A 26,586-nucleotide genomic window follows, 5' to 3' on the forward strand; every position below is an offset into this window, starting at 1 on the left:
ACAATTGTGGCAGTAGATCCACGGGTATCGGCGCGACCGCTCCTCGGGAAACCATCGGCGCATAAAAAGGGCGCGTCTTTCCGGCCACGCCCTGATCTCGTCGAGAGCTTGCGCGCCGCAATCAGGCCGCGCGCACCGTATCGAGGAATCGAACGACCTCGAGCTTGAGCCGGTTGCTGTCGCCCGACAGCATCTGCGCCGCCGAGAGCACCTGGGACGACGCCGAGCCGGTCTCGCTGGCGCCGCGCTGGACCTCGGCGATATTGGACGACACCTGCTGGGTGCCGATCGACGCCTGCTGGATATTGCGCGAGATCTCCTGCGTCGCCGCGCCCTGCTCCTCGACGGCGGCGGCGATGGCCGACGAGATCTCCGACAGCTTCTCGATGGTGCCGGAAATCTCGCGGATGGCGCCGACCGATTCCTGTGTCGCCGACTGGATGCTGCCGATCTGCTGGCCGATCTCGCCGGTGGCCTTGGCGGTCTGCTCCGCCAGTGCCTTCACCTCGGAAGCGACCACGGCGAAGCCGCGGCCGGCCTCGCCGGCCCGCGCGGCCTCGATCGTGGCGTTGAGCGCCAGCAGGTTGGTCTGGCCGGCGATGGTGTTGATGAGCTCGACGACGTCGCCGATGCGCGTCGCCGCCTTCGACAGCTCACCGACGCGCTCGTTGGTCCGTCGCGCCTGATCGACCGCCTCGCTCGCCATGCGCGCGGACTCCTGGACCTGGCGGCTGATCTCGGTGACTGAGGAGGCCATCTCCTCGGTGGCCGAGGCGACCGACTGCACGTTGGTCGAGGCCTCCTCGGAGGCGGCGGCCACGGTGGTGGCGAGCGTCTGCGAGCGGCTCGCGGTCGAGGTGAGCGTCGTCGCCGACGCTTCCAGCTCGGTCGACGCCGACGATACGGTGTGGACGATCTCGCCCACGGCGGACTCGAAACCGTCGGCCATCCTGTGCATCTCGGCGCGACGCTTCTCGGCCACCAGCTTGTCCATCGCGATCTTGGCCTCGGCCTCCTGCTGCGCCTTCTCGGCCAGCATCACCTTGATGCCATTGACGGCCTGCGCCGTTTCACCGATCTCATCGCCGCGTCCTTCACCGGAGATCGCGACATCCTCGCCCTTCGCCATCCGCTGCAATGCGGCGACCAGCGCGCGCATCGGCTTGGCAATGCCGTACTGGCCGATGACGAAACCAAGCGACAGACCGAGCACGATGCCGAATGCAGCGACGATCACCAGCATGCGCGAGGTCTGCTCATATTGCTGCTCGGCCTCGACGGCGAGGTGCTCGACGCGAGCGTTGAGCCGGTCGGCGACCTGCTTGACCTTGGCCTGGAGCTTCTCGGCAGCGCCGCGGCTCTTCATCGCGGCATCGCGCATGCGCTCGGTCTGCTCGCTGAGCTGGATCTCCTTGGCGGCGCCGATGATCCGGAACGTGTCGTCGATGTCCTTTTCGTATTCCGCATAGGCGGCCCGTACGTCGGGCAGCATCGCACGCGCCTGCTCGTCATTGGTCTTCGAGACTTCGGCAAGATGTTCGGCGAACAGCTTGCGCTGCTCCTCGACGACCTTCAGTGCGGCCTCGCGGTTCTCCGCATGAGGATCGAGCGCGGCACGGAATTCAGCACGGTTCAGCGCGATCACGTTCTGGTTCGCACGCGCGGCATTCAGCGCCCGATCGGCCGCGACGGCCATCTTGCTTGCATCCTCGGCGACCAGATGCAGCGCTCCGATGGCGATCCAGCCGATGGTGGCGGCTACGGCGGCCATCAGCAGGACGATCGCGAGGATCTTGGTGAGTACGCGAAAACGCGAGAGAAACGACATCTATAACCTCGAACGACAGCCGAAATGACGGGTAGACGAGGCTGTTGCGATTCAGAGGAAGCAACAGGCAAGTCTCCCGCATCAGCATTGATGGTGGATCGAATCAGCCTCACGCGCTTCGTTCGAATGAATCCTTAATTTTACGTGCCGTAGGTTTCCGGCCGGGCAATCGCGGATGAAATGAACGCGCGGCCCGCCGGACCGCGCGTTCTGAGACCACGATGTGAACGGTGCTACGCCGCGCGCACCGTCTGCAGGAAGCGGCTGACCTCCAGCTTGAGGCGGTTGCTGTCCGTCGACAGGGTCTGAGCGGCCGACAGCAGCTGCGAGGACGCCGAGCCGGTCTCGCTGGCGCCGCGCTGAACCTCGGTGATGTTGGACGAGACCTGCTGCGTGCCCTGCGCGGCCTGCTGGACGTTGCGCGAGATCTCCTGGGTGGCAGCGCCCTGCTCCTCCACGGCGGCGGCGATCGTCGACGAGATCTCCGAGAGCCGCTCGATCGTGCCGGAGATCGCCTTGATGGCGCTGACCGACTCCTGGGTTGCCGCCTGGATGCCCGCGATCTGCTGGCCGATCTCGCCGGTCGCCTTGGAAGTCTGCTCGGCCAGCGCCTTGACCTCGGTGGCGACGACGGCAAAGCCCTTGCCGGCTTCGCCGGCGCGCGCCGCCTCGATGGTGGCGTTGAGCGCCAGCAGGTTGGTCTGGCCGGCAATGGTGTTGATCAGCTCGACGACGTCGCCGATGCGGGCAGCGGCCTTCGACAGCTCGCTGACCTTGTCATTGGTGATGCGCGCCTGATCGACGGCACCGCTCGCCATGCGTGCCGACTCCTGCACCTGGCGGCTGATTTCGGTCACCGACGACGACAGCTCCTCGGTGGCGGAGGCGACCGACTGGACGTTGGTCGTCGCCTGCTCGGAGGCCGCGGCAACGGTCACGGCCATCTGCTGCGAGCGTTCGGCGGTCGAGGTCAGCGAGCCCGCCGAGGCTTCCAATTCGGTCGAGGCCGACGAGACGGTCTCGATGATCTGTCCGACCGAGCGCTCGAACGAGTCGGCGAGCTCGCGCATGTCGCGCCTGCGCTGCTCGGCGGCGATCGCATCCGCCTGCGCCTTCTGCTCGGCCTCGGCGCGCGCCTTCGCCTCGGCGTTCTCGCGAATGATCACGACGTTCTTGGCCATGTCGCCGACCTCGTCGCCGCGGCTTGCGCCGGGCACCTTGATATCGAGATCGCCGGAGGCCATGCGGCCCAGCGCACCGTTCAGCGCAACGATCGGGCGGGAGATGCCCATGAAGCCGAACGCCACGGAGCCGGCCAGCACGAGGACGAGCACGACCGAGAGCGCGAAGTTGACCTTCGTCGCACTCGCCGTCGCGGCCTCAGCGTTGTCCTTGGCTTCCTTCGAAAGCTTGTCAGCTGCCTGGACAGCTTCGGCCATTAGCTTGCTGGCCTGATCAGCTGCGGGAAGCATGCGTTCGGTGAGCAGCTTCGTCTTGGCCTCCTCGAGGGAGGCCGCCTTGGTCGAGGACGCGATATAGGTCTTGAGGTCTCCACGCAGCTTCTCGATATCAGTCTTCGCCGCCTGCGGCACCCGCGCCATGATCTGGACGAAGCTCTGGTCAAGCTCCTTGGCCCGGGCAATCATGGTTTCCTTCGATCTCACGTCTCCGGTCGCCAGATAGCGCCACGCATGGGTGCGGATCCCGGTGCCCGCGGCGTTGAGCTCATGCAGATCGCGCTCGAGCGCGGTGGCGTCCGCCGTCTCCTTCAGCGCCGGCAGCTTGATCAGGTGATCGAACTGCTTGGTCCAGTCGGCGGCCTCCGTGTCGCGCAGCGCGTTCGTCGCCAGGAGTTCCTTCTGCATCCGGACGATCTCCTCGGCGCCGTTCTTGTAGTCGGCCGTCAGCGCGAGAATCTTGCCGAAGCGCTCCTTGCTGGCGGGACGGACCGCCGTGTTCTGCGCGTTCTCGAGGCTCGACTTCACGCGTGCCTCGATCTGATGCTCGTCGGCAAGAAGCTTGTCGACCTCGGCCACGCTTCGCGCCAGCCGCACGCCGCGATTGGCGAGTTGAAGGCTGCGCAGGTCGGCGTCCGCAGTCAGCGTCAGCCCGCGGATCACCACTTGGCGATCGGACGCCTTGGTGGCCTCGTCGACAGCGCTCTGCGACATCTGCTGGTTGACGAGAGCTGCGACCGCCAGCAGCATGCCGATCAAGCCGGCGAGGCCCAGCTTGTAGCCGATACGATTGAGTTTCATGTCTCCGCTTCCGGGTGAGGCGCTGCAAAGTCCGATCGCTGGGAAACGCCGCGCCAATTTGCAAGAATTCAGACGTGCAAATTGGAACTCGCGCGTAGGGGAACCCTTAACGGACTGCACCGGAGATCTACGGGAGTTCATCAGCGGCGCTGCGGCAGATTGACGCGAATGACGTAGAACTACGCACCTTCGGAGGCTGCGCACCCCGCAAAGGTGAAAGGCCGGAGCGTTACCGCTCCGGCCTTTTGTTTACGTCTTGGACCAGTACTCGCCCGTTGCCCCGCCTGCTTTGCTACGCCGCCCGCACCGAGCCGAGGAAGCTCGCGACCTCCTGCTTGAGACGGCTGCTGTCGCCGGACAGCGCCTGCGCCGCGGCGAGCACCTGCGCCGACGCCGAGCCGGTCGCGGCCGCGCCGCGCTCGACATCGATGATGTTGGCGGAGACCTGCTGCGTGCCATGCGCGGCTTGCTGGACGTTGCGCGAGATTTCCTGCGTCGCCGCGCCCTGCTCCTCCACTGCGGCAGCGATCGCCGACGAGATCTCCGACAGCTTCTCGATCGTGGCAGAGATCTCCTTGATGGCGCCGACGGATTCCTGGGTCGCGACCTGAATGCTGGAGATCTGCTGGCCGATTTCGCCGGTGGCCTTCGCGGTCTGCTCCGCCAGCGCCTTGACCTCGGAGGCGACCACCGCGAAGCCGCGGCCGGCGTCACCGGCGCGCGCCGCCTCGATGGTGGCGTTGAGCGCCAGCAGGTTGGTCTGACCGGCAATGGTGTTGATCAGCTCGACCACGTCGCCGATCCGCGTCGCGGCCTTGGACAGCTCGCTGACGCGGCCGGTCGTGGTGCGGGCCTGGCCCACGGCATCGTTGGCGATGCGCGCGGATTCCTGCACCTGGCGGCTGATCTCGGTGACCGACGAGGCCATCTGTTCGGTCGCGGACGCCACCGACTGAACGTTCGTGGTGGCCTCCTCGGAGGCGGAGGCAACCGCCGTGGTCAAGCCTTGCGAGCGCTCGGCCGCCTGGGTGAGCGTTGTCGCGGACTGCTCGAGCTGGCTCGATGCCGACGAGACGGTGTTGACGATCTCGCCGACCGCCGCTTCGAACTGCTCGGCGAGCCGCTGCATGTCGGCCTTGCGCTGGCGCGCGGCGGTCGCATCCTGCGCATTCTTCGTCTCCGCTTCGGCGCGCGCCTTGTCCTCGGCATTGCTCTGGATCACGGTCACGGTCTTGGCAACGTCGCCGATCTCGTCGCCGCGCGATGCGCCGGGGATGGCGATGTCGAGCCGACCCCGCGCCATCTCGCCGAGCGCGGCATTGAGACGCGTCAACGGCCGGGCGATGCCGAAGAACGAGAACACGACCGATGAGATCACCGAGGCGAGAACGGCCAGTCCGACGATCAGCGTGATGCGGCTGGCCTGCGCCGCCACCTCGTTGGCATCGTAGCGGGCGCTGGCGTTGCGCGCGCGGGCATCCTGGATCGATGCGGTCATCAGCTCGCCGGCCTCGCCGAGATATATGAGCGTGCGGTCGCGCAGCAGCGCCTCCTTGATGCCCTCGGTCTTGACCACCTCGTCGTTGGCGGCGACGAACTCGGATGCGATGCCGTTGAGCCGGGTGATCGCGGCCTGAATCTCGCGGTCGTCGGCGAGCATGCGCGCATCGGTGAGCGAGCTCTTCAGCACCGGCACGGTCTGCTTGACCAGCGTGATCGTCGAGGCGTCGCCGGTCACGCCGAAGCGCCACGCCTGCGATCGCACATAGTTCAGCTTGGCGTCGGCGGCATGAAGCTGGCGCTCGACGCGCTCGCGGAAGGCGAGGTTCGGCAGCGTCGGCGAGCTCAGCACCGCCTGCAGCCCCTTGGTCCATTCGTTGGAGACGGCGCTGCGCTTGTCGATCTGCAGCAGCAGCGTCTTCTGCGCCTGCGCCAGCTCGACCGCGCCCGAGGCATAGCTCGTCATCAGCTCCTTGAGCCGGGTCAGGCGGGTGCGGTTCTCACTGGTCGTGACATTGGCGAGCGCGCCGTCGATATCGGTGACCATGGCGGTCGAGAATTGCTGAATGTCGCCGGCCGCCTTCTCGGCGTCGGCCGGCAGCCGCGCCAGCCGCGCCGAGCGGCCCGCAAGCTGGCTTTGTTGCATGTTGATGCTCGCCGACATCACGCTTTCGACCACGCGCCGCGCGCGCTCGGCCTGCTCATTCGCCCGGTTGACCGCCGTCTCTGCGATCATCTGATTTGCGATCATGCCGATGGCCAGAGTTGCGCCGATGGCGCCAGCGAGCCCGAGTTTGTAGCCGATCCGATTCAGTTTCATTGCCCCACCCACAGATGGACGCGTCACGCGACGCTCCGTATCGGCGGTATACAGGTGAGGTCCCTAGAGACCGTTAATTTACGGGAGTCGACGTGCATTACACGCGAAAAACTTCTGCTTTATCTGTGTGCGTGACGGCGCTTATGGCGGCACGGTCATGCCTTCCGGCAGTTCGCCGGCTCACAAACTATGCAGATGATGAAATCAGGCTCCAGGCCGTGCAGGGCGTTCCAATATCCGGCACGCCCTGATGCAGTCGGCCGATGCGCTGCTACCGCATCAGCCCCAGCGCATCGGCAAAGAACTGCGGGCCGCCGAAATTGCCCGACTTAAGCGCCAGCAGCATATCCCCCGCCCCGGCGCCGATCGCGCGCAGCACCGGCACGCCGGCCGCAATCTCCGGCCCGACCAGGAAGCCGGGGATCTTCAGCCGGTCGACCACCGCGCCGGAGGTCTCACCGCCCGCGACGATCAGTCGCCTCACGCCGGCGCCGATCAGTCCTTCCGCCAGATCGGCCATCGCCTGCTCGATGGCGTGTCCCGCGGCGTCGCGGCCGTGCTTGGCCTGCAGTGCGCTGACCTGATCCGGCGTGGCGCTGGAGGCGATCAGCACCGGCCCCTTGCCGATGCGTTCACGTGCCCAGGCGAGCGCCCGCCGCGTCTCGTCGGGTCCGGCGATGAGGCCCGCCGCATCGAGATGCAGCACCGGCATGATGGTCTCGGCCTGCGCAATCTGCTGCAAGGTCGCCTGCGAGCAGCTGCCGGCGAGACACGCCGCCATGCCGCCGACCGGCGCATCCTCATGCTCGGCGAGGCCGTGCGACCGCACGTGACCGGCTTCGACCAGCGCCCGCGCCAGGCCGAGCCCGATGCCGGAGGCGCCGACGGAGACGCGGTTGTTCAGAGCGGCTGCGCCGATCGCCGTCAGATCGGCATCGAACACGGCGTCGACGATGGCAGCGCCAATGCCCTGCCCCGCCAGCTCGGCCAGCCGATGGCCGATCGCCTCGGGGCCGTGCACCACGATTGCGAGATCGACCAGCCCGACCTTCCTTTGGCTCTGCCGCGCCAGCACCCGCACCAGATTCGCATCGTGCATCGGGTTGAGCGGATGGTCCTTGAGCGGGCTTTCGTTGAGCGGCACGGCGCCGACGAAAAGGTTGCCCTGGTAGACCGTCCGCCTGGTCTCCGGGAAGGCCGGGGTCACCAGGACGATGCCGTCACCGGCATCGCCGGCGAGCGCATCCATGACCGGGCCGATATTGCCGGCGTCGGTGGAGTCGAACGTCGAGCAGATCTTGAACAGCACGTGCCGGGCGCCGCGCCCGCGCAGCCATGTATCCGCCTCGCGCGAGCGGGCCACGGCAAGAGAGGCCTCGATCGAACGGCTCTTGAGCGACACCACGACCGCATCGACCTCCGGCAGCGCGAGATCGGCGGCTGGCACGCCGATCGTCTGCACCGTGCGCAGGCCGGCGCGGGTCAGCGTGTTGGCGAGATCGGAGGCGCCGGTGTAGTCGTCGGCGATGCAGCCGAGCTTCAGGGTCACGGCTTCACTCCCTTGTAGGGCGCGAACCAGCCGAGCCCGTCCTCGGTGCGGCCGCGCGGATTGTACTCGCAGCCGACGAAGCCGCCATAGCCGAGCCGCTCAAGCTCATCGAACAGGAACGGATAGTTCAGCTCCTCGCCGTCGGGCTCGTTGCGCGAGGGAATGCTGGCGATCTGGATGTGGCCCGTGATGTCCATCATCTCGCGCAGCCGCATCGTGACGTCGCCATGGATGATCTGGCAGTGATAGATGTCGAACTGCAGCTTGAGATTTGGAATCTTCAGCTCGCGGATCAGATCGCGGGCGAAGCCGAAATCGTTGAGGAAATAGCCGGGCACGTTGCGCGGATTGATGGGCTCGATCACGACGTCGAGGCCATGGGGCGCGAAGAACTCCGCCGCCCACGCCACCGACTTGTAATAGGCCTCGACCGCCTTCGCATCGCTGCGCTCCGCGATCCCCGCCATCATGTGCAGCCGCTTCACGCCCGTCGCCTTGGCATAAGGCAGCGCGGTCTCGAGGCTCGCCTTGAGATCGTCGAAACGCTCGGGAAGCGCCGCAAAGCCCTTCTCGCCGGCATCCCAATTGCCCGGCGGCAGATTGAACAGCGCCTGGGTCAGGCCGTTGTCGCGCAGCCGCTTGCCGACCTCCTCGGCCGGGTGGTCATAGGGAAACAGGAATTCCACCGCGGTGAAGCCGGCCTTCGCGGCGGCCGCGAAGCGATCGAGGAACGGATGCTCGGTGAACATCATCGAGAGATTGGCGGCGAACTTGGGCATGGTTGGAGACTCGTCGACTTTGTTAATTGGAGGCGCCCGGCAGCTTGGTGCCGGTGACCTGCGCATACATCCGGGCGACCGACGCATCGTCGTCGCGGCCCATGCCGGCGGCCGATGTCATCAGGAACATCTGCAGCGCGGCGGCCGAGACCGGCACCGGGAAGCGGTAATTGCGCGCCATGTCCTGGATGATGCCGAGGTCCTTGACGAAGATCTCCACCGCGCTGCGCGGCGTGTAGTCGCCGTCGAGCACGTGCGGCATGCGGTTCTCGAACATCCAGGAATTGCCGGCCGAGGCGGTGATGACCTCATAGACCTTCCTGATATCCAGCCCCTGCTTCGCGGCGAAAGCGATGGCCTCGCTGGCGGCGGCGATGTGCACGCCGGCGAGCAGCTGGTTGATCATCTTGAACGCGGCGCCCTGCCCCGCGGCATCACCGAGCTCGTAGAGCTTGGCCGCCATAGCATCGAGCGCGGGCCGCGCCTTGGCGAAGGCGGCCGGGCTGCCGGAGGCCAGGATCGTCAGCTCGCCCTGCGCAGCGCGCTGCGCACCGCCGGAGATCGGCGCATCAAGATAATGCCGCCCCGTCGCTTCGAGCTGCTTGGCGAGACGCCGTGCGATGTCGGGGTCCATGGTCGCGGAGGAGACGAACACGGTCTCCTTCGGCATCGTCTCGGCGGCGCCGCCGGGGCCAAACAGGACGGCTTCCGTCTGCGCCGCATTGACGACGACGCTGACCACGATGTCGGCGCCTCGGGCCGCCTCGGCCGGACTGCTCGCCCCCTTGCCGCCATCGGCCACGAACCGCGCCACCGCCTCCGCCGAGACATCGCAACCGGTCACCGCGAAGCCGGCGCGCTTGAGCGAGGTCGCCATGCCAAATCCCATCGAGCCGAGCCCGATCACGGCGACGTTCAATTGCGATGGCGACGACATGCGGCAAATCCCTGAAGCGTTTCCTGGTGATGTCCGGTTGGCCCGGACTGGACCTTGGGTAACACGGCTTGGCCGGGTTGCCAAAGCGTGAGACAAAGCGGCACGACAGCGACGATGAGGATAGACGCGTGGCGGACACTGCGATTCGCGAGGCCATCTGCCGGTTCGGCCGCTCGCTGTTCGAGCGCGGGCTGACGCCCGGCTCCTCCGGCAATATCAGCGTGCGGCTGGAGGACGGCGGCTGGCTGGTGACGCCGACCAACGCTTCGCTCGGCTTCCTCGATCCTGCCCGGCTGTCGCGACTCGATGCCTCGGGCCGACTGGTGTCGGGCGATGCCCCGACCAAGGAGGTGCCGCTGCACACCGCGCTGTACCAGACGCGCGATGCGGCACGCGCCGTGGTGCATCTGCACTCGACCCATTCGGTCGCGATCTCGATGCTGCCGGAGATCGACCCCCGCGCCGCCTTGCCACCGCTGACACCTTATTATTTGATGCGCTGCGGGCAGACGGCGCTGGTGCCGTATCATCGCCCGGGCGATCCGGCCGTGGCCGACGCCATCAAGGGCCTCGCCGGCAAATACGCCTCGGTGCTGCTGGCCAATCACGGTCCCGTCGTCTCCGGCGATACGCTGGAGGCTGCCGTGTTCGCGATGGAAGAGCTCGAAGAGACCGCAAGGCTCTATCTGCTGCTACGCGGACTCAACCCGCGCCATCTGTCGCCGCAGCAGGTCGCCGACCTCGTCAAGGTGTTCGGCCTCAGTCTGCCCGAACACGCCGATCATCCCTGATCGCAGCGGTCCCGTGGAAGCGCATGCAGTACCCTGCACCATCGCCCGCCGAGATCGAAGCCGCCACCCGCGTGCTGTTCGACGAGGCAAGGTTCTATCGCTGGTTTCCGATCACGACCGAGTCCTATGAGATCTTCGCCGAGTCCGACCGGGTCGGCGCCGCCGAATTGCGCGGCATTGCCGAGCGCATGCTGATGGCCGCTTCCTCGGCCAAGCTGCAGGCCCGGTTGCGATAGCCGCGGCGCCTGCGCCGCCATGTCGCTCGCTGGACTGCCTTGCCTACCGATCGCTTTAATGCCTAATATTCAGGCAGAATTTGGCTGCGCAGGCCATCAGCGGCCGCTCGATCGATAGGCAAGCACAGGCAGATGCGGCTCACGCGCGCGACCGGTCCTTCTACTATCGATTGCAGCGACGCCGCCTCGACACGCCTGACGTACAGACAGGACGAGCAAAGTGCCTCCACAGCGCCGTGGTTGCAGCCGTTTTCCCTGGTCGTTGCAGCGCACGAACGTGATCGTGGCCGAAGCCGACGCCGCGCACGTGCTCGTTGCATACCCATCGCGTCCCGCGCGCGCTGTTTGTGCACGGCGCCCCGGCAACGCCGATCCTTGGCATATCCGTTGCAGACACCACGCAGGTCGGGAGCCGGGCACCCGACCGTGCGGTCCCGGACTCCTGCCCGGTTGTCGCGAATGATTCGAGAAGACTTGGTCCGGACAGGGTTGGAGGGCGGATGGCGGCGGGCGCGAGCTTGGAACTGGTGAAGGTGACGAAGATGTACGGTCACGTCACCGCCGTCGACGCAATCGACCTGCGCATTCCCGCAGGCTCCTATTGCTGCCTGCTCGGCCCATCAGGCTGCGGCAAGACCTCGACCTTGCGCATGATCGCCGGACACGAGTCCGCGACCTCGGGCGACATCATCGTCGGCGCGAAGAACGTCACCGAGCTGCCGCCTGCGGGCCGCGGCACTGCGATGATGTTCCAGTCCTACGCGCTGTTTCCGCATCTTTCCGTGATCGACAACGTCGCCTTCGCGCTGAAGATGAAAGGCGTCTCGAAACCCGAGCGCCACGCACGGGCGCGCGAGCTGCTCGAGCTGGTGGACATGCAGAGCTATGCCGGCCGCCTGCCGGCGCAGCTGTCCGGCGGCCAGCAGCAGCGCGTGGCGCTGGCGCGCGCACTGATCACCTCGCCGCAGATTCTGCTGCTCGACGAGCCCTTGTCGGCGCTCGATCCGTTCCTGCGCCTGCGGATGCGCGCCGAGCTGAAGCGGTTGCAGCGCGAACTCGGCCTGACCTTCATCCACGTCACCCATGGCCAGGACGAGGCGATGGCGCTGTCCGACCTCGTGGTGCTGATGAATGGCGGGCGCATCGAGCAGCAGGGCAGCCCGCGCGAGATCTTCAACCATCCGCGCACCGAGTTCGCCGCCCGCTTCATCGGCGGCCACAACGTCATCCCGCTGAACGGCGACACCTTCGCGGTGCGCGTCGACCGCGTCCAGCTGAAGGCGCCGAATGTTGCGATCGACGGGCCGGCAGTGCCGGGCACGATCAGCAAGATCGAATATCAGGGCACGTACGTGCTGGTGGCAGTCGCGACCGATGGCGGCCCCGAGATTTCGGCTCAGCTCAGCGACGACCAGTTCGATGCCGAGACGCACGTGATCGGCGAGCGCGTCGTCGTCACCTGGAATCCAGCCTACGCCGACACTCTGACGCCCCGCCCTGCCGCAGCCGCGCCCGCTGCGGAGCTGGTCGCCTGATTTTGTTTGCTCGTTGTTTCTTTCCTCAAGGAGATGATCATGACTGATCGATCGAAGAAGACCCCTATCAGCCGCCGCTCGCTGCTCAAGGGCGCGGCCGGCGTCGCCGGTCTCGCCGGCACGGGCACGCTGCTCAGCGCGCCCTACGTCCACGCCGCCGACCCGAAGGTGCTGCGCTATCTCGGCACTGCCGTGAACGAGGGCGACGAGATCGCCAAGAAGTGCCTCGCCGACACCGGCATCAAGATCGAATACATCACCGCGACGACTGATGACGTCACAAAGCGCGTCATCACCCAGCCGAACTCGTTCGACGTGCTCGACACCGAATATTTCTCGCTGAAGAAGCTGGTGCCGTCGGGCAACATCTTTCCGCTCGATGCGCGCAAGATCAAGGAGTTCAACAACATCACGCCCGTGTTCACCAAGGGCGAACTGCCGAACGGCAAGAAGATCGGCGGCCAGGGCACCGCGCCGTGGAAGGTGCTGTATCTCGACGGCCCGAACTCCAAGACCTTCTCGGCGACCCCGACCGAATACGTCACGCTGATTCCGACGGTCTACAACGCCGACACGCTCGGCATCCGCCCCGACCTGATCAAGCGCCCGATCTCGTCCTGGGCCGAGTTGCTCAATCCCGAATTCAAGGGCAAGGCCTCGATCCTCAACATCCCCTCGATCGGGATCATGGACGCCGCCCTCGTCGTCGAGGCGACCGGCCAGTACAAATATGCCGACAAGGGCAACATGACCAAGGCCGAGATCGACCTGACCATGAAGGTGCTGACCGAGGCCAAGAAGGCCGGTCAGTTCCGCGCGTTCTGGAAGGACTTCAACGAGTCGGTCAACCTGATGGCCTCGGGCGAGACCGTGATCCAGTCGATGTGGTCGCCGGCCGTCACCAAGGTGCGCTCGATGGGCATTCCCTGCGTGTTCCAGCCGCTGAAGGAAGGCTATCGCTCGTGGGCGTCGGGCTTCTGCGTCTCGAAGGCGGTGGGCGGCAGCCCGAAGCTCGACTGGGCCTATGAGTTCGTCAACTGGTACCTGTCCGGCTGGGCCGGCGCCTATCTCAACCGCCAGGGCTACTACTCGGCGGTGCTCTCCACCGCCAAGGCCAACATGACCGAGGACGAGTGGGGCTACTGGATGGAGGGCAAGCCGGCCAAGGCCGACATCAAGGCCCCGGACGGCACCCTGATGGAGAAGGCCGGTGCCGTGCGCGACGGCGGCTCCTACGACGACCGCATGGGCGGCGTGGTCTGCTGGAACGCGGTCATGGACGAGAACGACTACATGGTCCGCAAGTGGAACGAGTTCATCGCAGCTTGATCTGATCAGCCATGCTGCCGCGCCCATGCTGTCATGGGCGCGGCAGACATTTCCAGCGCCCAGCATCCGCATCGACAGGTTTTCGCCCGTGGCCGTGACGATCGACAATTCGCCCGACACCATAGCTCCGGCGGACAGCGGCTTGCGCAGGCTCGCCATGCGCTCGATCGCCTGGCTTCAAGCCGGCCCGATGATGCTGGTGTTCGCGCTGTTCTTCCTGCTGCCGCTGGTGCTCGTCGTCATCGTCAGCGTCTGGGATTATAACGAATATGAGATGATTCCGGCGCTCAGCTTCCGCGGCTATACGGACACGTTCGAGGGTTGCGTCGCCAATCTGCCCGAGCTGTGCACGATCCTGAAGACCTATCTGAAGACGCTGAAGCTGTGCCTGCTCACCTGGGGCCTGACGCTCCTGATCGGCTTCTGGGTCGCCTATTTCCTCGCCTTCCACGTGCGCAGCAAGACCTGGCAGATCGTTCTGTCGCTGTTGTGCACGATCCCGTTCTGGACCTCCAATGTGATCCGCATGATCGCCTGGATCCCGCTGCTCGGCCGCAACGGCCTCGTCAACCAGGGGCTCGTCGGCGCAGGATTCGTCAACAAGCCGATCGAATGGCTGCTGTTCTCGGAATTTTCCGTGGTGCTGGCGCTGGTGCACCTGTTCACCTTCTTCATGGTGGTGCCGATCTTCAATTCGATGATCCGCATCGACAAGCGCCTGATCGAGGCGGCCTATGATGCCGGCGCCTCCGGCTGGCAGACGCTGGTCAACATCGTCATCCCCCTGTCGAAGCCCGGCATCGTGATCGGCTCGATCTTCGTCATCACCATCGTGATGGGCGATTTCGTCACCATCGGCGTGATGGGCGGCCAGCAGATCGCCTCCGCCGGCAAGATCATCGAGGCGCGCCTGTCGGCGCTGCAGTTCCCGGCTGCCGCGGCGAACGCCGTGATCCTGCTCGGCATCACCATCATCATCATCTCCGCGCTGACGCGGATCGTCGACGTGCGCAAGGAGCTCTGAGAGATGGGAGACAAGCGCCCCCGCTCCTTCTACATCCTCGCGCTGTTCTTCACGGCCTATGTGCTGTTCCTGTACGGCCCGATGATCGCGATCTACATCCTGTCGTTCCAGGGCCCCGACGGCGGCCTGACGTTTCCGATGAACGGCGTATCGCTGACCTGGTTCGGCAAGGTGTTTTCCGGCGGCGGCATCGTCGACATCGGCGCCGCCTTCAAGCGCTCGCTGGCGCTCGGCCTCGTCGTGATGGTGATCACCGTGGTGCTGTCCGTCGCCGCCGGCATGGCGTTCCGCAAGCCGTTCCGCGGCGCCTCGGTGCTGTTCTACACGGCCATCGCCAGCCTGATCATGCCGTCGATCATCACCTCGCTCGGCATCGCGCTGGAGTTCCGCCTGATCGACGACTTCATCAACAAGCATGCCGCCGATTACGGCCTGGGCTGGCTGGCTGAGGGCCATACCACCGCGATGGGCCTGTTCACCTCGGGCTTAGGGGCACATCTCACCTGGACGCTGCCGTTCGGCCTTCTGATCATGTTCGCGATCTTCAACCGCTTCGACGGTCGGCTCGAAGAAGCCGCCCGCGACCTCGGCGCCACCCCCTGGCAGACCTTCCGCCACGTCGTGCTGCCGATCATCCTGCCCTCGGTGGTCGGCATCGGCCTGTTCGGCTTCACGCTGTCCTGGGACGAGCTCGCCCGCTCCAGCCAGGCCATCGGCTCGGTGAACACGCTGCCGCTGGAATTGCAGGGGCTGACGACGACGGTGACCAAGCCGGACATCTACGCGCTGGGCACACTGACCTCGGCGGTGTCGTTCGTGGTGATCTTCGCCGCGTTGTCCGTGATCCTGGTGCTGCAGGCCCGCCAGCGCCGGCAGGGATCTGATGCGGGCAAGGGGATGGTTTAGGGGGCGGCCGTAGCTCGGCGTCGCGATCGCAAGGCGCGCCACGCGAAAGTAATCTAGATTTGTTGCTTGGCTGGCATTCCTGGATTGCTTCGCTGCGCTCGCAATGACGGTTGTGGTTGGCACCGAACGTTCCTCATACTCCATCATCGCGAGCGCAGCGAAGCGATCCAGGAGCCGAAGAAAAGACCCTGGATCGCGTTGCTACGACGACGCCGAAAGCGGCAGCGCAGTCCGATCCGACTACAGCCCCAGATACGCCTTCCGCACATCCTTGTTGCCGCTGATCTCCGACGCGGTGCCCTGCATCAGCACGCGGCCGGTCTGCAGGATGTACGCCCGGTCGGCAATCTCCAGACACTCGGCCATGCGCTGCTCGACGATGAGCACGGTCATGCCGGCGTCGCGGATGCGCTTGACGGCCTGGAAGATCTCGTCGACCAGTTTCGGCATGATGCCCTGCGACGGCTCGTCGAGCATCAGCAGCCGCGGCCGGGTCATCAGCGCGCGGCCGATCGCCAGCATCTGCTGCTCGCCGCCCGACAGCGTCTCCGCGCGCTGATCCATCCGCTCGGACAGCCGCGGGAACAGCTTGAAGACGAAGTCGAGCGGCTCCTCGCGGTTGGCCTCGCCGCGATAGAGATAGCTGCCGAGGCGCAGATTGTCGCGCACCGCGAGCCGCGGGAACAGCCGCCGGTTCTCCGGCACATAAGCGATGCCCTTGGCCGTGATCAGATGCTGCGCCATGCCGTCGATGCGGTTGCCATCGAAGGTGACGCTGCCGGCGCGCGGCCGCTCGGCACCGGCGATCGACTTCAGCAATGTCGACTTGCCCGCGCCATTGGCGCCGGCGACGCAGACGATCTCGCCCTGCTCGACGTCGATCGAGACGTTCGAGATGGCAACGAGGCCCTGATAGGCGGTGGTGACGTCACGCACCGACAGCATGGCGGTCTCCCAGATAGGCGGAAATGACTTTGGGATCGCGGACGACGTCCGTGGGCTTGCCTTCGATCAGCACCTTGCCGAGATCGAGCACGATGGCGCGGTCGACCAGCGGCATCACGATCTCCATGACGTGCTCCACCATCAGCACCGTGATGCCGGTGTCGCGCACGCGTCGGACGAGCTCCACGCCCTTCTGCGATTCGACCGGCGTAAGCCCCGTCAGCACCTCGTCGAGCAGCAGGAGCTTCGGCTCGGTCGCAAGCGCCCGCGCCACTTCGAGCCGCCGCTTCTCCGACGGCACGAGATCGCTGGCCAGCACGTCGGCCCGAGCGCCGAGGCCGCAGAACTCCAGCACCTCGTGCGCCTTGCGCCTGGCGTCGCGCATGTGGGTGGTGCGCACCAGGGAGCCGACGATGACGTTCTCGATCACCGTCATGGTCTCGAAGCTCTTCACCACCTGGAAGGTGCGGCCGATGCCGCGCTGGCAGCGCTCGGCTGCCGGCAGCGCCGTGACGTCCTCGCCGTCGAAGATGATCTGGCCTTCGGTCGGCTTGAACGCGCCAGCGATCAGGTTGAACAAGGTCGACTTGCCGGCGCCGTTCGGACCGATCAGGCCGACGATCTCGCCGCGCCCGACCTTGATCGAGACATCGGAGTTGGCCGTCAGTCCCGAGAAGCGCTGGGTGATGTTGCGGGTTTCCAACAGAGCCGTCATGACGCCACCGCCTCTCTGACCTGGTTGGCCGCCGGCTTGGGCTTGCGGGAGAACAGGCTGACCAGGCCTTGCGGCCGCGCCAGCGATATTGCGATGATCAGGCCGCCATAGACGATCAGATCGACGCCGCGGCCGGAGCCGCCGATATAAGAGCGGGTCAGCTCGGTGAGCGGGATCAGGATCGCCGCGCCAAGCAGCGGTCCCCAGAGGGTGCCGATGCCGCCCAGCACGGCCGGAAGCGCCATCAGCAGCGAGAACTGAAATCCCATCACGCTTTCGGGGTCGATGTAGCTGACGAACTGCGCATAGAAGCTGCCGCCGATCGCGACCAGGAAGGCCGACACGGCTGCGGCACCCATCTTGGAGTTGAACACGTCGACGCCCAGGCTCTCGGCCGCGATCGGATTGTCCTTCACCGCGCGCCACCAGTAACCCCACTTCGAATCTTCCAGCCACCAGGTGACGAACCAGGCGACGCAGGCGAGCGCCAGCGCGAAGTAGAAGTATGGCAGCTTGGAGCGCGTGAACTGGAACGTCACCCAGGAGTCGCGTCGCACCGGGATATCGATGCCGAGCGCAGCGCCGGCCCAGTCCCAATTGTGGAACAGCAGTAGCGTGATCTCGGCGATGACGATGGTGGCGATCACGAAGTAATGGCCGCCGAGGCGGAAGCAGGGATAGCCGAGCGCCATCGCGATGATGGCGGACAGCACGCCGCCGGAGAGCATGCCGAACCACGGCAGCACACCGAACTTGGTGAACAGGATCGCGGTCGTGTAGGCCCCGAGGCCGAAATAGAGCGCATGCCCGAGCGAGATCTGGCCGCAATAGCCGGACAGGATGTTCCAGCTCTGCGACAGCGCCCCATACATCAGGGTCAGCACCATGATGTTCTGGACGTAGACGTCCTTGACGAACATCGGCACGACGGCTGCGATGGCCGTGAGGAAGGCGGCGACGACGAGGTCGCGCCGGCGACGTTGGATGAATGCCTTGTCCATCAGATCGATCCGAACAGGCCGCGCGGGCGGACGAAAACAACGAGGAGGTAGACGCCGTAGATGCCGACGGTCTTCAGCGACGGCGGCAGGATCAGCGTGGTGATGGCCTCGACGAGGCCGACCACGATGCCGCCGGCAAAGGCCCCGAACACGCTGCCGAAGCCGCCGAGCGCCACCGTTACATAGGCGATGGTCGCGAACGAGGCGCCGACGTCCGGAAACACGTAGAAGAAGATCGCCATGACGGCACCGGCAAGGCCGACCAGCGCCGCACCGAGGCCCCAGCCGAGCGCGAACACCTTGTTCTTGTCGATGCCGACCAGCGCCACCGCGCCGGCATCCTCGCGCGTCGCCTCCAGCGCCCGGCCGAAATCGGTGCGGTGGATGAAGAAATACAGCCCTGCGAAGGCAGCGATCGCGATCAGCGCGCCGATCAGTTGCGGCTGCGGCAGATAGATGCCGGCAATCGAGATCGTCTTGCCGCCCAGCCAGGAGTGCGGAATGCTGCGATAGTCCGGCGTGAAGAAGTACTGCGCGACGCCGCGCATCAGCACTGCGAGGCCGAAGGTGGAGAAGATCTGCACCATGCCGGTATTGGCCTTGGCCCTGACCGCAAATCTCACGATCAGGAGATAGACCACCGCCCCGAATATGAACAATGCGGCGGCGACCAGTGGCGCCGACAACAGCGGATCGAGCGCGAAGAACGCGAACAGGAAGAAGGTCGCGTACATCGCGATCATCAGGAACTCGCCATGCGCGAAGTTCACGACGTCCATCAGGCCGAAGATGAGCGCCAGCCCCACGGCGATGAGGCCGTAGAGCAGGCCCATCAACAGGCCGCTGGCCAGGCTTTGTATGATTGTTTCTGCTGTCACAGACTTTGCCCCCACTCTCGATGTGACACGGGATGTCGTCCTGGCGAAAGCCGGGATCCATAAACACGACTGTTCTACGTGGCAGGACGACGACCAATCGTCGTCCAACCACGGCCTCGGAGTATGGGCCCCGGATCGATGACGCCACGCGCTCGCGCGCGTCGCGGCTCGTCCGGGACGACGCCGGAGATGCTTACTTCACCGGCATCGGCCAGATGGCGTCGGCGACGGCAGCCTGGGTCGGGAAGATGGTCACGAACTTGCCGCCGACATATTGCAGCAGCACCGGATCGGCGTCGTTGTTCTGGCCGCTCTCGTCGAACTTCACGCGCTTCCACGGCATGATGGTCTGGGCGCCCGGCATGTCGGTCGCGGCCAGCGCGTCGCGGATCTTCTCGCCGTCGACGGACTTGGCGCGGTTGATGGCATCGGCCATCACGATCAGGCCCATGAACTGGCGCGATGAGAAGTCGTTGAGGTCCTTGCCCGACTTGGCCTTGAACATGTCGTTGATCTTGCCGACCATCGGCCGCTTGGCGGCGAGGTCGAGCGAGAACGAGCCGCGCGAGATCACGCCTTCGAGCTTGTCGCCGACGGCGTCATACAGCGCCTTCTCGGAGAAGCCGGCGTCCTGCGCCACGATCGCATTCGGCTTGTAGCCGAGTTCGGCCATGGTCTTGACCAGCAGGATACCGTCCGTGGTGTAGCTCGACGGCATCAGAACGTCGGCATTGGCGGCCTTGAGCTGCTGCACCTCGGCCGACAGCGACGGCGAGTTGGCGCGGTACTTGATGTCGGCGACGACCTTGTAGCCGCGCTCATTGGCGAGCTTGAGCTGGGCATTGCCGGAATCGGTGCCGAAGATGGTGTCCTCGTGGAACAGCGCCAGGGTCTCGATCTTGGTGCCCTTCTTCTTCATCGCATCGAAGAAGTCGAACATCGCCGCCGAGAACATCTCGTCATGCGGCGCGGCGCGGAAATAATACTTCAGGCCGCGGCGATGCAGGCTCGGCGAGGAGTTGTCGGCCGACAGATACGGGATCTGGTAGCGTTCGCAGGTCTGGCTGGCAGTGACGGCCACGGCGCTCTGATAGGAGCCGATGATGGCCGACACCTTCTCCTGGGTGATCAGGCGCTCGGCCTCTGCGCGGCCCTTCTGCGGGTCGGCCTGGTGGTCGGCGAACACGAGCTTGAGCTTGGCGCCGCCGAGGCCCGGCAGGCCCTCGGTACGGGCAAGCGGCAGGTCGTAGTCATATTTGCCGTTGATGATCTCGGCGGCGGTTTCGAACGCGCGCTGTGCGTCGACGCCGATCTGGGCGCTGGCGCCCGAGAACGGATAGATGATGCCGATCTTCACTTCCGAGGCCTGGGCGCGGGCGGCGATCGGGCCGAGCGCGGCGGCGGCAGTGGCTCCAAGCAGGACGTTACGGCGTGTGATGGTCATTGCGAGATCCTCTGGGGTAAACGACTGAGAGCGATAAGGCAGAAAACTCCGAGCGGTCCGGCGACGCTCAGAGGACGGCGAGGTCCTTGTTCTTGAGATCGGTGATCAGCATCAGCCCCGGCGCGTGGGTGATGGCAAAGGGCAGCCTGGCTGCGGCGATGACCGCCTGCGGCGTCACACCACAGGCCCAGAACACCGGGATTTCGTCGGCGGCGACCGGCACGGGATCGCCATAGTCGGGCTTGTTGATGTCGGCAATGCCGATCTGGTCGGGATGGCCGAGATGCACCGGCGCGCCGTGCACGGCGGGAAAGCGCGTCGTAATCTGCACCGCGCGAATGGCCTGCGCCGGCTTGAACGGGCGCATCGATACCACCATGGGACCCGCGAACGGCCCGGATGGCGTGCAGGCGATCTTGGTGCGGTACATCGGCACGCGGCAACCCTGCTCGATGTGGCGGATCGGCAGACCATCGGCCATCAGCGCCTCTTCAAACGAGAACGAGCAGCCGAGCACGAAGGTGACGAGATCGTCGCGCCAGTGCGACAGGAGATCCGTCGGCTCCTCGACCATCTCGCCGTCGCGCCAGACGCGATAGCGCGGCACATCGGTGCGGATGTCCAGATCGGCGCCGAGCGCCGGGATATGCGGATTGCCCGGATCGGACATGCCGATGATCGGGCACGGTTTGGGATTGAGCTGGCAGAAGCGGTGGAAGGCGCCGGCGTATGCCTCGGGCAGGATCGCCAGGTTGCCCTGGACGAAGCCGTTGGCGACGCCCGCCGTGCTCCAGCCTTTGCCGGATCGATAGTCCAGCCGCGCCTGATGGCTGGGGAGAAGCTCGGCCGCGGCGGCCGGTTGCTGCAGTGCCACAGAAACAGTCATGTGAGCCATTTGCCTAATATCTCGACAAACTCACTGAATATCAGCCATGCTATAAAGTCTAATCTTCATTTTTAATCAGGATCGATAAATCAAATTGATCCGAGGCGGGCACGATGTTGGATTTCCGTTCCATCGAGACGTTCCTCTGGGTGGTGAAGCTCGGCAGCTTCCGGGGCGCGGCGCAGCGCCTCAACACCACCCAGCCAGCCATCTCCCAGCGCATCGCGCAGCTCGAGCGCGAGCTCGGCGTCAAGCTGCTCAACCGCGACCATCGCGTTGCGTCGCCCACGGCGAGCGGCCGGCAGATGCTGGTCTATGCGGAAAAGCTGATCGGCCTGCGCGCGGAGATGCTGGCCGAAGTCGGCGACCGCTCGGCGATGCGTGGCGTGCTCAGGCTCGGCGTCGCCGAGACCATCGTGCACGACTGGCTGCCGCGGCTGATCAAGAGCGTCAACGAGAGCCATCCAAACCTGTCGCTGGAGATCGAGGTCGACGTCACGCCGAACCTGCACGCGCGCCTGCTCGCGCAGGAGATCGAGCTCGCCTTCGCGCTGGGATCGCCGACCGAGTCGGGCATCCGTAGCCGCGTGCTGTGCGACTATCCGATCAGCTTTCTCGCAAGCCCGGCCCTCGGCTTTGGTGACGGCGTGGTGACCGCGGAGCAGATGGCGCGGTTTCCGATCATCACCTTCCCGCGCAAGACCCAGCCCTATGACAACGTGCGCTCGCTGTTCAATCGGCCGCATCTGCCGCCGATGCGGCTGCACGCCAGCGCCTCGCTCGCGACCGTGATCCACATGGCGATCGAAGGGCTTGGTGTCGCCGTCATTCCCGCGGCGATCGTCGCCAACGAGCTTGCGACCGGCCGCCTGCAGGAGCTCAAGACGGATTTGCGGATTCCGCCGCTGACCTTCACCGCAAGCTGGCTGTCGTCGCCCGAAATGGTCGCGATCGAGCGCGTCGCCGAGCTCGCAGCCCGGACGGCGCAGACGGCCAGCCATCCCTCGGCATCGGTTGACGCCGCCGTCGCGGCGCGCGATGGACAGGATGCCGGAGTACAGGGAATTCAAGCATGAGCCGCGCCGTCACCAATCTGCAGATCGATTCCGCCCGCCTCTGGGACAGCATCCACGAGACCGCCAAATTCGGCGCCACGCCGAAGGGCGGTGTGCGGCGGCTCACCCTGAGCCAGGAGGACAAGCAGGTCCGCGACTGGTTCCGCAAGGCCTGCGAGGACGCCGGGCTCGAGGTTCACATCGATGCGCTCGGCTCGATGTTCGCGCTCCGCAAGGGCCGCGACATGTCGAAGCCCCCGGTTGGGCTCGGCTCGCATCTCGACACCCAGCCGACGGGCGGCAAGTTCGACGGCATTCTAGGGACGCTCGGCGCGCTCGAGGTGATCCGCACGTTGAATGACGCCGGCATCGAGACCGACGCGCCGCTGTGCATCGTCAACTGGACCAACGAGGAAGGCTCGCGCTTCGCCCCGGCGATGATGGCGTCCGCGGCTTACGTCGGCGACTTCACCGTCGAGGACATTCTGTCGCGCAAGGACGCGTCGGGCACCACGGTCGGCGCGGCGCTGGACGAGATCGGCTATCGCGGCGCGACCGCGGTCGGCACGCAGAAATTCTCGGGCTTCGTCGAGCTGCATATCGAGCAGGGCCCGATCCTGGAGGCCGAGAACAAGACCATCGGCGTGGTCGATCACGGCCAGGGCGTGTTCTGGTACGACGGCAAGATCACGGGCTTCGAGAGCCACGCCGGCTCGACGCCGATGCCGCTGCGCCGCGACGCGCTGCTGACGCTGTCGGAGTTCGCGCTGACCCTGGAGCAGATCGCGCTCAAGCTCGGACCGAATGCGGTGGCGACCATCGGCGAGGCCGTGATCGCCAATCCCTCGCGCAACGTCATTCCCGGCGAGATCGCTTTCACCATCGACTGCCGCAGCGCCAATGCCGACACGCTGGAGGCGCTCGATGCCAGCCTGCGTGCGGCTGCGGGCGAGATTTCGAAGAAGCGCCGCGTCGAGATCGCGATCGACCAGGTCTGGCGCAAGCCGCCGACGCATTTCGACCCCAAGCTGGTCGACGCCGTCGAGCGCGCCGCCGGCACGCTCGGCTATGCGCACCGGCGCATCACGTCAGGTGCCGGCCACGACGCCTGCAATCTCAACACGATCATGCCGGCAGCGATGGTGTTCGTGCCCTGCAAGGACGGCATCAGCCACAACGAGCTGGAGGATGCGACGCAGTCCGACTGCGCGGCCGGCACCAACGTGCTGCTGCACACGGTGCTGTCGCTGGCCGGCGTGGCGTCGTGACGGGCTGACGCTTCTGGCCGCATTCTTTGCGGCCTCATCCTTCGAGACGCCGCTGCGTGGCTCCTCAGGATGAGGGGAGAGTGTGCGGTGAAACAGTTTCCCCTCATGGTGAGGAGCGCCGAAGGCGCGTCTCGAACCATGAGGCCCGAGACGCTTCAGGCTAAACCACATTCAATCGCCCTGCCCCGCATGGTCCAATAGGGGCTCATCAGGAGGTTTCCGTGCGCGGAGTTTTCATCGACGCCAACGACTCGCTTGCCGAGATCTTCGAGCGGCAGCGCAAATCCGGGGATCCCGAGATGCGCGTGCATCTCGATCCCGACATCAAGCCGGAGGACTGGCCGGCCATCCTCGACGGCGCCGAGATCGGCGTGGTCGATCACACTGCCCTGCCGACCGAGGTCGCCAGGCAGTGCAAGGGCCTCAAGCACGTCGTCTTCCTCGGCACCGGCGCGCGCAGCTACATGAATCCGGAGGAACTCGCCGACCTCGGCATCACCGTGCATCTGATCAAGGGTTATGGCGACACCGCCGTGGCGGAAGCCGCCGTCGCGCTGATGTGGGCCTCGGCCCGCGGCATCGCGCAGATGGACCGCGAGATGCGCGCCGGCAACTGGCTGCGCGACGACGGCATGCAATTGACCGGCAAGACGCTCGGCCTGATCGGCTTCGGCGGCATCGCCGCCGAGGTCGCGCGCATCGCATCCGGCAGCGGCATGACGGTGATCGCCTGGAACCGGTCGCCGAAGAGCCATCCGGGAGTGAACTTCGTCGAACTCGACACGCTGCTCAAAGAGAGCCACGTCGTCTCGCTGCATCTCCTCCTCAACGACGAGACCCGCGGCTTCCTGTCGCGCGAGCGCATCGCGCAGATGCGCAAGGGCGTGATCTTCGTCAACACCGCCCGCGCTGCCATCGTCGACGAGGTCGCGATGATCGATGCCTTGCGCAGCGGTCAGATCCGCCACGCCGGCCTCGACGTGTTCAACACCGAGCCCCTGCCGGGAGATCACGTGCTGACGACGATCCCCAACGTCACGCTGTCGGCGCATTCGGCGTTTCGCACGCCCGAAGCGAGCGAGAATTTGATCCACGCCGCGTGGGAACACTGCCGCCGGGTGGCCAAGAAGTAGTTGTTGACGGTAGGGTGGGCAAAGCGGCCGCCACCAGGCGGCAGCGTGCCCACCATCGATCAGCACAGTCTGAAGCGAGCCGGTGGGCACTGCGCCACCGCGATCTCATGTGAGGATGCAGCGAGGCTGCCCCTTTGCCCACCCTACGGCTCCCTCCTGCGTGATCGCGAGCGAAAGGACTTGTCCGCCATAGCGCAACGGGCGACGGCGGAAGCCATCCAGAGTCCCGCGACGCCCTGGATTGCTTCGTCGCTGTTCCCCTCGCAATGACGTTGTTGCCCAACCTGCCACCACTGTCATCGCACCGAACGCGATCGCCGCGCCTGCCACGATCTCACCGCACGCTTCGATATTGAGATGGCCGCGGGATCAGCCGCGGCTGACCTTGAGACCGGAAGCCGCGAGCTGAGCGGCGACATGATCTTCAGCGGCCGCACCGATGGAAATCGCCGCCTTCGCGCCGGGATCGATCGGGAGGCCGAGCCTGGTTTCAAGTTCAACGAGGCCGTCGTGGTGCCCGACAATGACACAAGCGTTCTGGTCACCGCTGAAAAGATTGGCGAACCGCTCCGGCCGATCCGCCGCGGCCAGCGCCGTATTGAGGCCGTTCAGCACCGCCGACAGGTCTGTCCAATCACCCATGAATTGCGGAGAGAAGCGCGCGGGCTGCCGGGCGACCTGGCAAGCCACCTCACGGCACGCCTCGCCGTCCATCTGCAGCGCGATGTCCGTGATCGTCACGCGCGGCCCGCCGATACGTGCCAGCTCTTGCAACAACGCCTCATAGTCGGGCACAGGGTCCCACTCGGTGTCAAAGATGTAGATCGCGCGCAAGCGCTGCAGCAATGTCGTGACGGCCTTATATCCGTTGCCACCGTTCAAAGCCTTCTGCATCTTGTTGATGACGGCCGGCTTGATCAGCTTGCGACGGTCCTCGGCCACGACGCCGCCGGTGATCAGCCTCTCGATGAGGGCGCCAGCGTCCAACTCGGCGATCGTGACCCGGACCGTGAAGGCGGTCCATGGATCGAACCGGTCGAGGTGCCTCGCGAGGATCGGGGTCGTCGCCTGACCAAGCGAGATCAGAGCTTGCGCCGCCGCAGATGGAGCCCAGCCATTCTGACTGTCGGTCAGCGTGCGCTCCAGTGCGGCAATCACCTCGGGCGTCGCAGCGCGCCGACCGAGCCGGGCAATGGCCAAAGCGACGGCGTGTGCAACAGACGTATCGTCGATCAGTTCGAGCAGAATTCCCAGCGTTTCCGTTCCACGCAGGCCAACGAGACGATCGAGAGCGTAGCCACGGACCCATCCTTCCAGTTTCGAGCGCGCGACACGCTCGAGGAAATCGGCCTCCCAGGACGGAGCCGCCGCCCTCAGCGTGTCGAGCATGCGCCGGACGTCGTTGGCGGTGCCGTTGTCCGTCTTGTGCAGCGCTGTCGCGATCTCATCGCGCATGAGGATGGCGATGGCATCGCGCTGGGTAGCATCGGCCTCCTGCTCCGCGAACTGTTGCATTGCATAGATCGCCGATGACCGCCGCCGATCGAAGAGGCTGGTCTTGCTGCCTCTGCGGAAAGCCCTTTGCATGTCCGCCAAGGTCTTCAACCCCTGCGGCCCTGGGGAGTGCTGCCATTCGATGTAGAAGGCGTATCCCCAGAAGCCCAGCAGGGCCGCGCAGAACAGGAAAAATGAGCCCCAGACCAGGATCGCGGCCGTCCACGTCGTCATTGCCCAGTCGTCCCGATCTCGACGTGTCTCGCTTCTATGGC

At 65.7% G+C, this 26,586-nt stretch carries 22 protein-coding genes; 9 read left to right on the forward strand and 13 right to left on the reverse strand.

Translation table 11 applies throughout. From position 1 onward, the window contains the following. Positions 1 to 121: 121 nt before the first annotated feature. From HL666_RS07760 to ltnD, 6 genes are all read right to left on the reverse strand, one after another. Positions 122 to 1,828 carry a methyl-accepting chemotaxis protein gene (locus tag HL666_RS07760; protein ID WP_172112012.1) on the reverse strand — a complete coding sequence of 569 codons (1,707 nt, stop codon included), beginning with the start codon at positions 1,826 to 1,828 and terminating at the stop codon, positions 122 to 124. Between the two features lie 233 nt (positions 1,829 to 2,061). Beyond that, positions 2,062 to 4,086 carry a methyl-accepting chemotaxis protein gene (locus tag HL666_RS07765; protein ID WP_172180700.1) on the reverse strand — a complete coding sequence of 675 codons (2,025 nt, stop codon included), beginning with the start codon at positions 4,084 to 4,086 and terminating at the stop codon, positions 2,062 to 2,064. A 292-nt stretch (positions 4,087 to 4,378) separates the two neighbouring features. Continuing rightward, positions 4,379 to 6,406 carry a methyl-accepting chemotaxis protein gene (locus HL666_RS07770; RefSeq protein WP_172112010.1) on the reverse strand — a complete coding sequence of 676 codons (2,028 nt, stop codon included), beginning with the start codon at positions 6,404 to 6,406 and terminating at the stop codon, positions 4,379 to 4,381. A gap of 271 nt (positions 6,407 to 6,677) precedes the next feature. Further along, complete coding sequence (otnK, locus tag HL666_RS07775; RefSeq protein WP_172180702.1) at positions 6,678 to 7,955, reverse strand: 3-oxo-tetronate kinase; 1,278 nt, start codon at positions 7,953 to 7,955, stop codon at positions 6,678 to 6,680. After that, positions 7,952 to 8,734, reverse strand: a complete 783-nt coding sequence (gene otnI, locus HL666_RS07780; protein ID WP_172180704.1) for a 2-oxo-tetronate isomerase — start codon at positions 8,732 to 8,734, stop codon at positions 7,952 to 7,954. Before otnI ends, otnK begins: the two co-directional genes overlap by 4 nt. 22 nt (positions 8,735 to 8,756) lie before the next feature. After that, positions 8,757 to 9,671: an L-threonate dehydrogenase gene (gene ltnD, locus HL666_RS07785; RefSeq protein ID WP_172180706.1), complete on the reverse strand. Its 915-nt coding sequence runs from the start codon at positions 9,669 to 9,671 to the stop codon at positions 8,757 to 8,759. Positions 9,672 to 9,799: 128 nt separating this feature from the next. On the opposite strand from ltnD, the gene otnC reads away from it, so the two are divergent. The 6 genes from otnC to HL666_RS07815 all read left to right on the forward strand — a co-directional run bounded on the left by otnC (position 9,800) and on the right by HL666_RS07815 (position 15,492). Then, the gene (gene otnC / locus HL666_RS07790; RefSeq protein WP_172180708.1) at positions 9,800 to 10,462 is read left to right on the forward strand and encodes a 3-oxo-tetronate 4-phosphate decarboxylase; all 663 of its coding nucleotides are present in this window, start codon (positions 9,800 to 9,802) and stop codon (positions 10,460 to 10,462) included. 23 nt (positions 10,463 to 10,485) lie between these two features. Further along, positions 10,486 to 10,698 (forward strand): hypothetical protein, encoded by a 213-nt coding sequence (locus tag HL666_RS07795; protein ID WP_172112005.1) that lies wholly within the window; start codon positions 10,486 to 10,488, stop codon positions 10,696 to 10,698. Between the two features lie 500 nt (positions 10,699 to 11,198). Further along, positions 11,199 to 12,233, forward strand: a complete 1,035-nt coding sequence (locus HL666_RS07800) for an ABC transporter ATP-binding protein (RefSeq protein WP_172180710.1) — start codon at positions 11,199 to 11,201, stop codon at positions 12,231 to 12,233. A 39-nt stretch (positions 12,234 to 12,272) separates the two neighbouring features. Further along, entirely contained in the window at positions 12,273 to 13,562 is a 1,290-nt protein-coding gene (locus HL666_RS07805) for an ABC transporter substrate-binding protein (protein ID WP_172112003.1), read from the forward strand. An 88-nt stretch (positions 13,563 to 13,650) separates the two neighbouring features. After that, complete coding sequence (locus HL666_RS07810) at positions 13,651 to 14,586, forward strand: ABC transporter permease (RefSeq protein WP_172112002.1); 936 nt, start codon at positions 13,651 to 13,653, stop codon at positions 14,584 to 14,586. A 3-nt stretch (positions 14,587 to 14,589) separates the two neighbouring features. Beyond that, the gene (locus HL666_RS07815; RefSeq protein ID WP_172180712.1) at positions 14,590 to 15,492 is read left to right on the forward strand and encodes an ABC transporter permease; all 903 of its coding nucleotides are present in this window, start codon (positions 14,590 to 14,592) and stop codon (positions 15,490 to 15,492) included. A gap of 240 nt (positions 15,493 to 15,732) precedes the next feature. Here the strand turns inward: HL666_RS07815 and HL666_RS07820 are convergent, their stop codons facing one another. From HL666_RS07820 to HL666_RS07845, 6 genes are all read right to left on the reverse strand, one after another. Next, the gene (locus HL666_RS07820; protein WP_172180714.1) at positions 15,733 to 16,437 is read right to left on the reverse strand and encodes an ABC transporter ATP-binding protein; all 705 of its coding nucleotides are present in this window, start codon (positions 16,435 to 16,437) and stop codon (positions 15,733 to 15,735) included. Continuing rightward, on the reverse strand, positions 16,421 to 17,152 hold the full coding sequence (locus HL666_RS07825) for an ABC transporter ATP-binding protein (RefSeq protein ID WP_172111999.1): 732 nt from the start codon (positions 17,150 to 17,152) through the stop codon (positions 16,421 to 16,423). Before HL666_RS07825 ends, HL666_RS07820 begins: the two co-directional genes overlap by 17 nt. After that, a complete protein-coding gene (locus tag HL666_RS07830) occupies positions 17,149 to 18,153 on the reverse strand; it encodes a branched-chain amino acid ABC transporter permease (RefSeq protein ID WP_172111998.1) in 1,005 nt (334 codons plus the stop codon). The genes HL666_RS07825 and HL666_RS07830 overlap by 4 nt, the downstream gene beginning before the upstream one ends. Continuing rightward, a complete protein-coding gene (locus HL666_RS07835; protein ID WP_172111997.1) occupies positions 18,153 to 19,031 on the reverse strand; it encodes a branched-chain amino acid ABC transporter permease in 879 nt (292 codons plus the stop codon). Before HL666_RS07835 ends, HL666_RS07830 begins: the two co-directional genes overlap by 1 nt. A gap of 193 nt (positions 19,032 to 19,224) precedes the next feature. After that, the gene (locus HL666_RS07840; protein ID WP_172180716.1) at positions 19,225 to 20,475 is read right to left on the reverse strand and encodes an ABC transporter substrate-binding protein; all 1,251 of its coding nucleotides are present in this window, start codon (positions 20,473 to 20,475) and stop codon (positions 19,225 to 19,227) included. Positions 20,476 to 20,542: 67 nt separating this feature from the next. Next, positions 20,543 to 21,361, reverse strand: coding sequence for a putative hydro-lyase (locus HL666_RS07845; RefSeq protein WP_172180718.1), 819 nt, complete (start codon positions 21,359 to 21,361; stop codon positions 20,543 to 20,545). 113 nt (positions 21,362 to 21,474) lie between these two features. Here HL666_RS07845 and HL666_RS07850 point away from each other — a divergent pair, with 113 nt between their 5' ends. The 3 genes from HL666_RS07850 to HL666_RS07860 all read left to right on the forward strand — a co-directional run bounded on the left by HL666_RS07850 (position 21,475) and on the right by HL666_RS07860 (position 24,817). Next, complete coding sequence (locus tag HL666_RS07850) at positions 21,475 to 22,437, forward strand: LysR family transcriptional regulator (protein WP_172111994.1); 963 nt, start codon at positions 21,475 to 21,477, stop codon at positions 22,435 to 22,437. After that, positions 22,434 to 23,684, forward strand: coding sequence for a Zn-dependent hydrolase (locus tag HL666_RS07855; RefSeq protein ID WP_172111993.1), 1,251 nt, complete (start codon positions 22,434 to 22,436; stop codon positions 23,682 to 23,684). The genes HL666_RS07850 and HL666_RS07855 overlap by 4 nt, the downstream gene beginning before the upstream one ends. A 221-nt stretch (positions 23,685 to 23,905) precedes the next feature. Then, positions 23,906 to 24,817: an NAD(P)-dependent oxidoreductase gene (locus HL666_RS07860; RefSeq protein ID WP_172180720.1), complete on the forward strand. Its 912-nt coding sequence runs from the start codon at positions 23,906 to 23,908 to the stop codon at positions 24,815 to 24,817. Positions 24,818 to 25,186: 369 nt separating this feature from the next. On the opposite strand, the gene HL666_RS07865 is transcribed toward HL666_RS07860, so the two are convergent. Then, positions 25,187 to 26,545, reverse strand: coding sequence for a HEAT repeat domain-containing protein (locus tag HL666_RS07865; protein WP_172180722.1), 1,359 nt, complete (start codon positions 26,543 to 26,545; stop codon positions 25,187 to 25,189). Positions 26,546 to 26,586 lie beyond the last annotated feature (41 nt).

Origin of the sequence: Bradyrhizobium aeschynomenes (assembly GCF_013178945.1) — a bacterium.
GTDB lineage: Bacteria > Pseudomonadota > Alphaproteobacteria > Rhizobiales > Xanthobacteraceae > Bradyrhizobium > Bradyrhizobium aeschynomenes.

Coding starts and splice junctions, on each gene's coding strand:
- HL666_RS07855 (WP_172111993.1), top strand. CDS start 22,434: ATGAGCCGCGCCGTCACCAATCTGCAGATCGATTCCGCCCGCCTCTGG.
- HL666_RS07795 (WP_172112005.1), top strand. CDS start 10,486: ATGCAGTACCCTGCACCATCGCCCGCCGAGATCGAAGCCGCCACCCGC.
- HL666_RS07770 (WP_172112010.1), bottom strand. CDS start 6,406: ATGAAACTGAATCGGATCGGCTACAAACTCGGGCTCGCTGGCGCCATC.
- HL666_RS07830 (WP_172111998.1), bottom strand. CDS start 18,153: ATGGACAAGGCATTCATCCAACGTCGCCGGCGCGACCTCGTCGTCGCC.
- HL666_RS07805 (WP_172112003.1), top strand. CDS start 12,273: ATGACTGATCGATCGAAGAAGACCCCTATCAGCCGCCGCTCGCTGCTC.
- HL666_RS07850 (WP_172111994.1), top strand. CDS start 21,475: ATGTTGGATTTCCGTTCCATCGAGACGTTCCTCTGGGTGGTGAAGCTC.
- HL666_RS07825 (WP_172111999.1), bottom strand. CDS start 17,152: ATGACGGCTCTGTTGGAAACCCGCAACATCACCCAGCGCTTCTCGGGA.
- ltnD (WP_172180706.1), bottom strand. CDS start 9,671: ATGTCGTCGCCATCGCAATTGAACGTCGCCGTGATCGGGCTCGGCTCG.
- HL666_RS07820 (WP_172180714.1), bottom strand. CDS start 16,437: ATGCTGTCGGTGCGTGACGTCACCACCGCCTATCAGGGCCTCGTTGCC.
- HL666_RS07800 (WP_172180710.1), top strand. CDS start 11,199: ATGGCGGCGGGCGCGAGCTTGGAACTGGTGAAGGTGACGAAGATGTAC.
- HL666_RS07765 (WP_172180700.1), bottom strand. CDS start 4,086: ATGAAACTCAATCGTATCGGCTACAAGCTGGGCCTCGCCGGCTTGATC.
- HL666_RS07840 (WP_172180716.1), bottom strand. CDS start 20,475: ATGACCATCACACGCCGTAACGTCCTGCTTGGAGCCACTGCCGCCGCC.
- HL666_RS07760 (WP_172112012.1), bottom strand. CDS start 1,828: ATGTCGTTTCTCTCGCGTTTTCGCGTACTCACCAAGATCCTCGCGATC.
- HL666_RS07815 (WP_172180712.1), top strand. CDS start 14,590: ATGGGAGACAAGCGCCCCCGCTCCTTCTACATCCTCGCGCTGTTCTTC.
- otnI (WP_172180704.1), bottom strand. CDS start 8,734: ATGCCCAAGTTCGCCGCCAATCTCTCGATGATGTTCACCGAGCATCCG.
- HL666_RS07865 (WP_172180722.1), bottom strand. CDS start 26,545: ATGACGACGTGGACGGCCGCGATCCTGGTCTGGGGCTCATTTTTCCTG.
- HL666_RS07845 (WP_172180718.1), bottom strand. CDS start 21,361: ATGACTGTTTCTGTGGCACTGCAGCAACCGGCCGCCGCGGCCGAGCTT.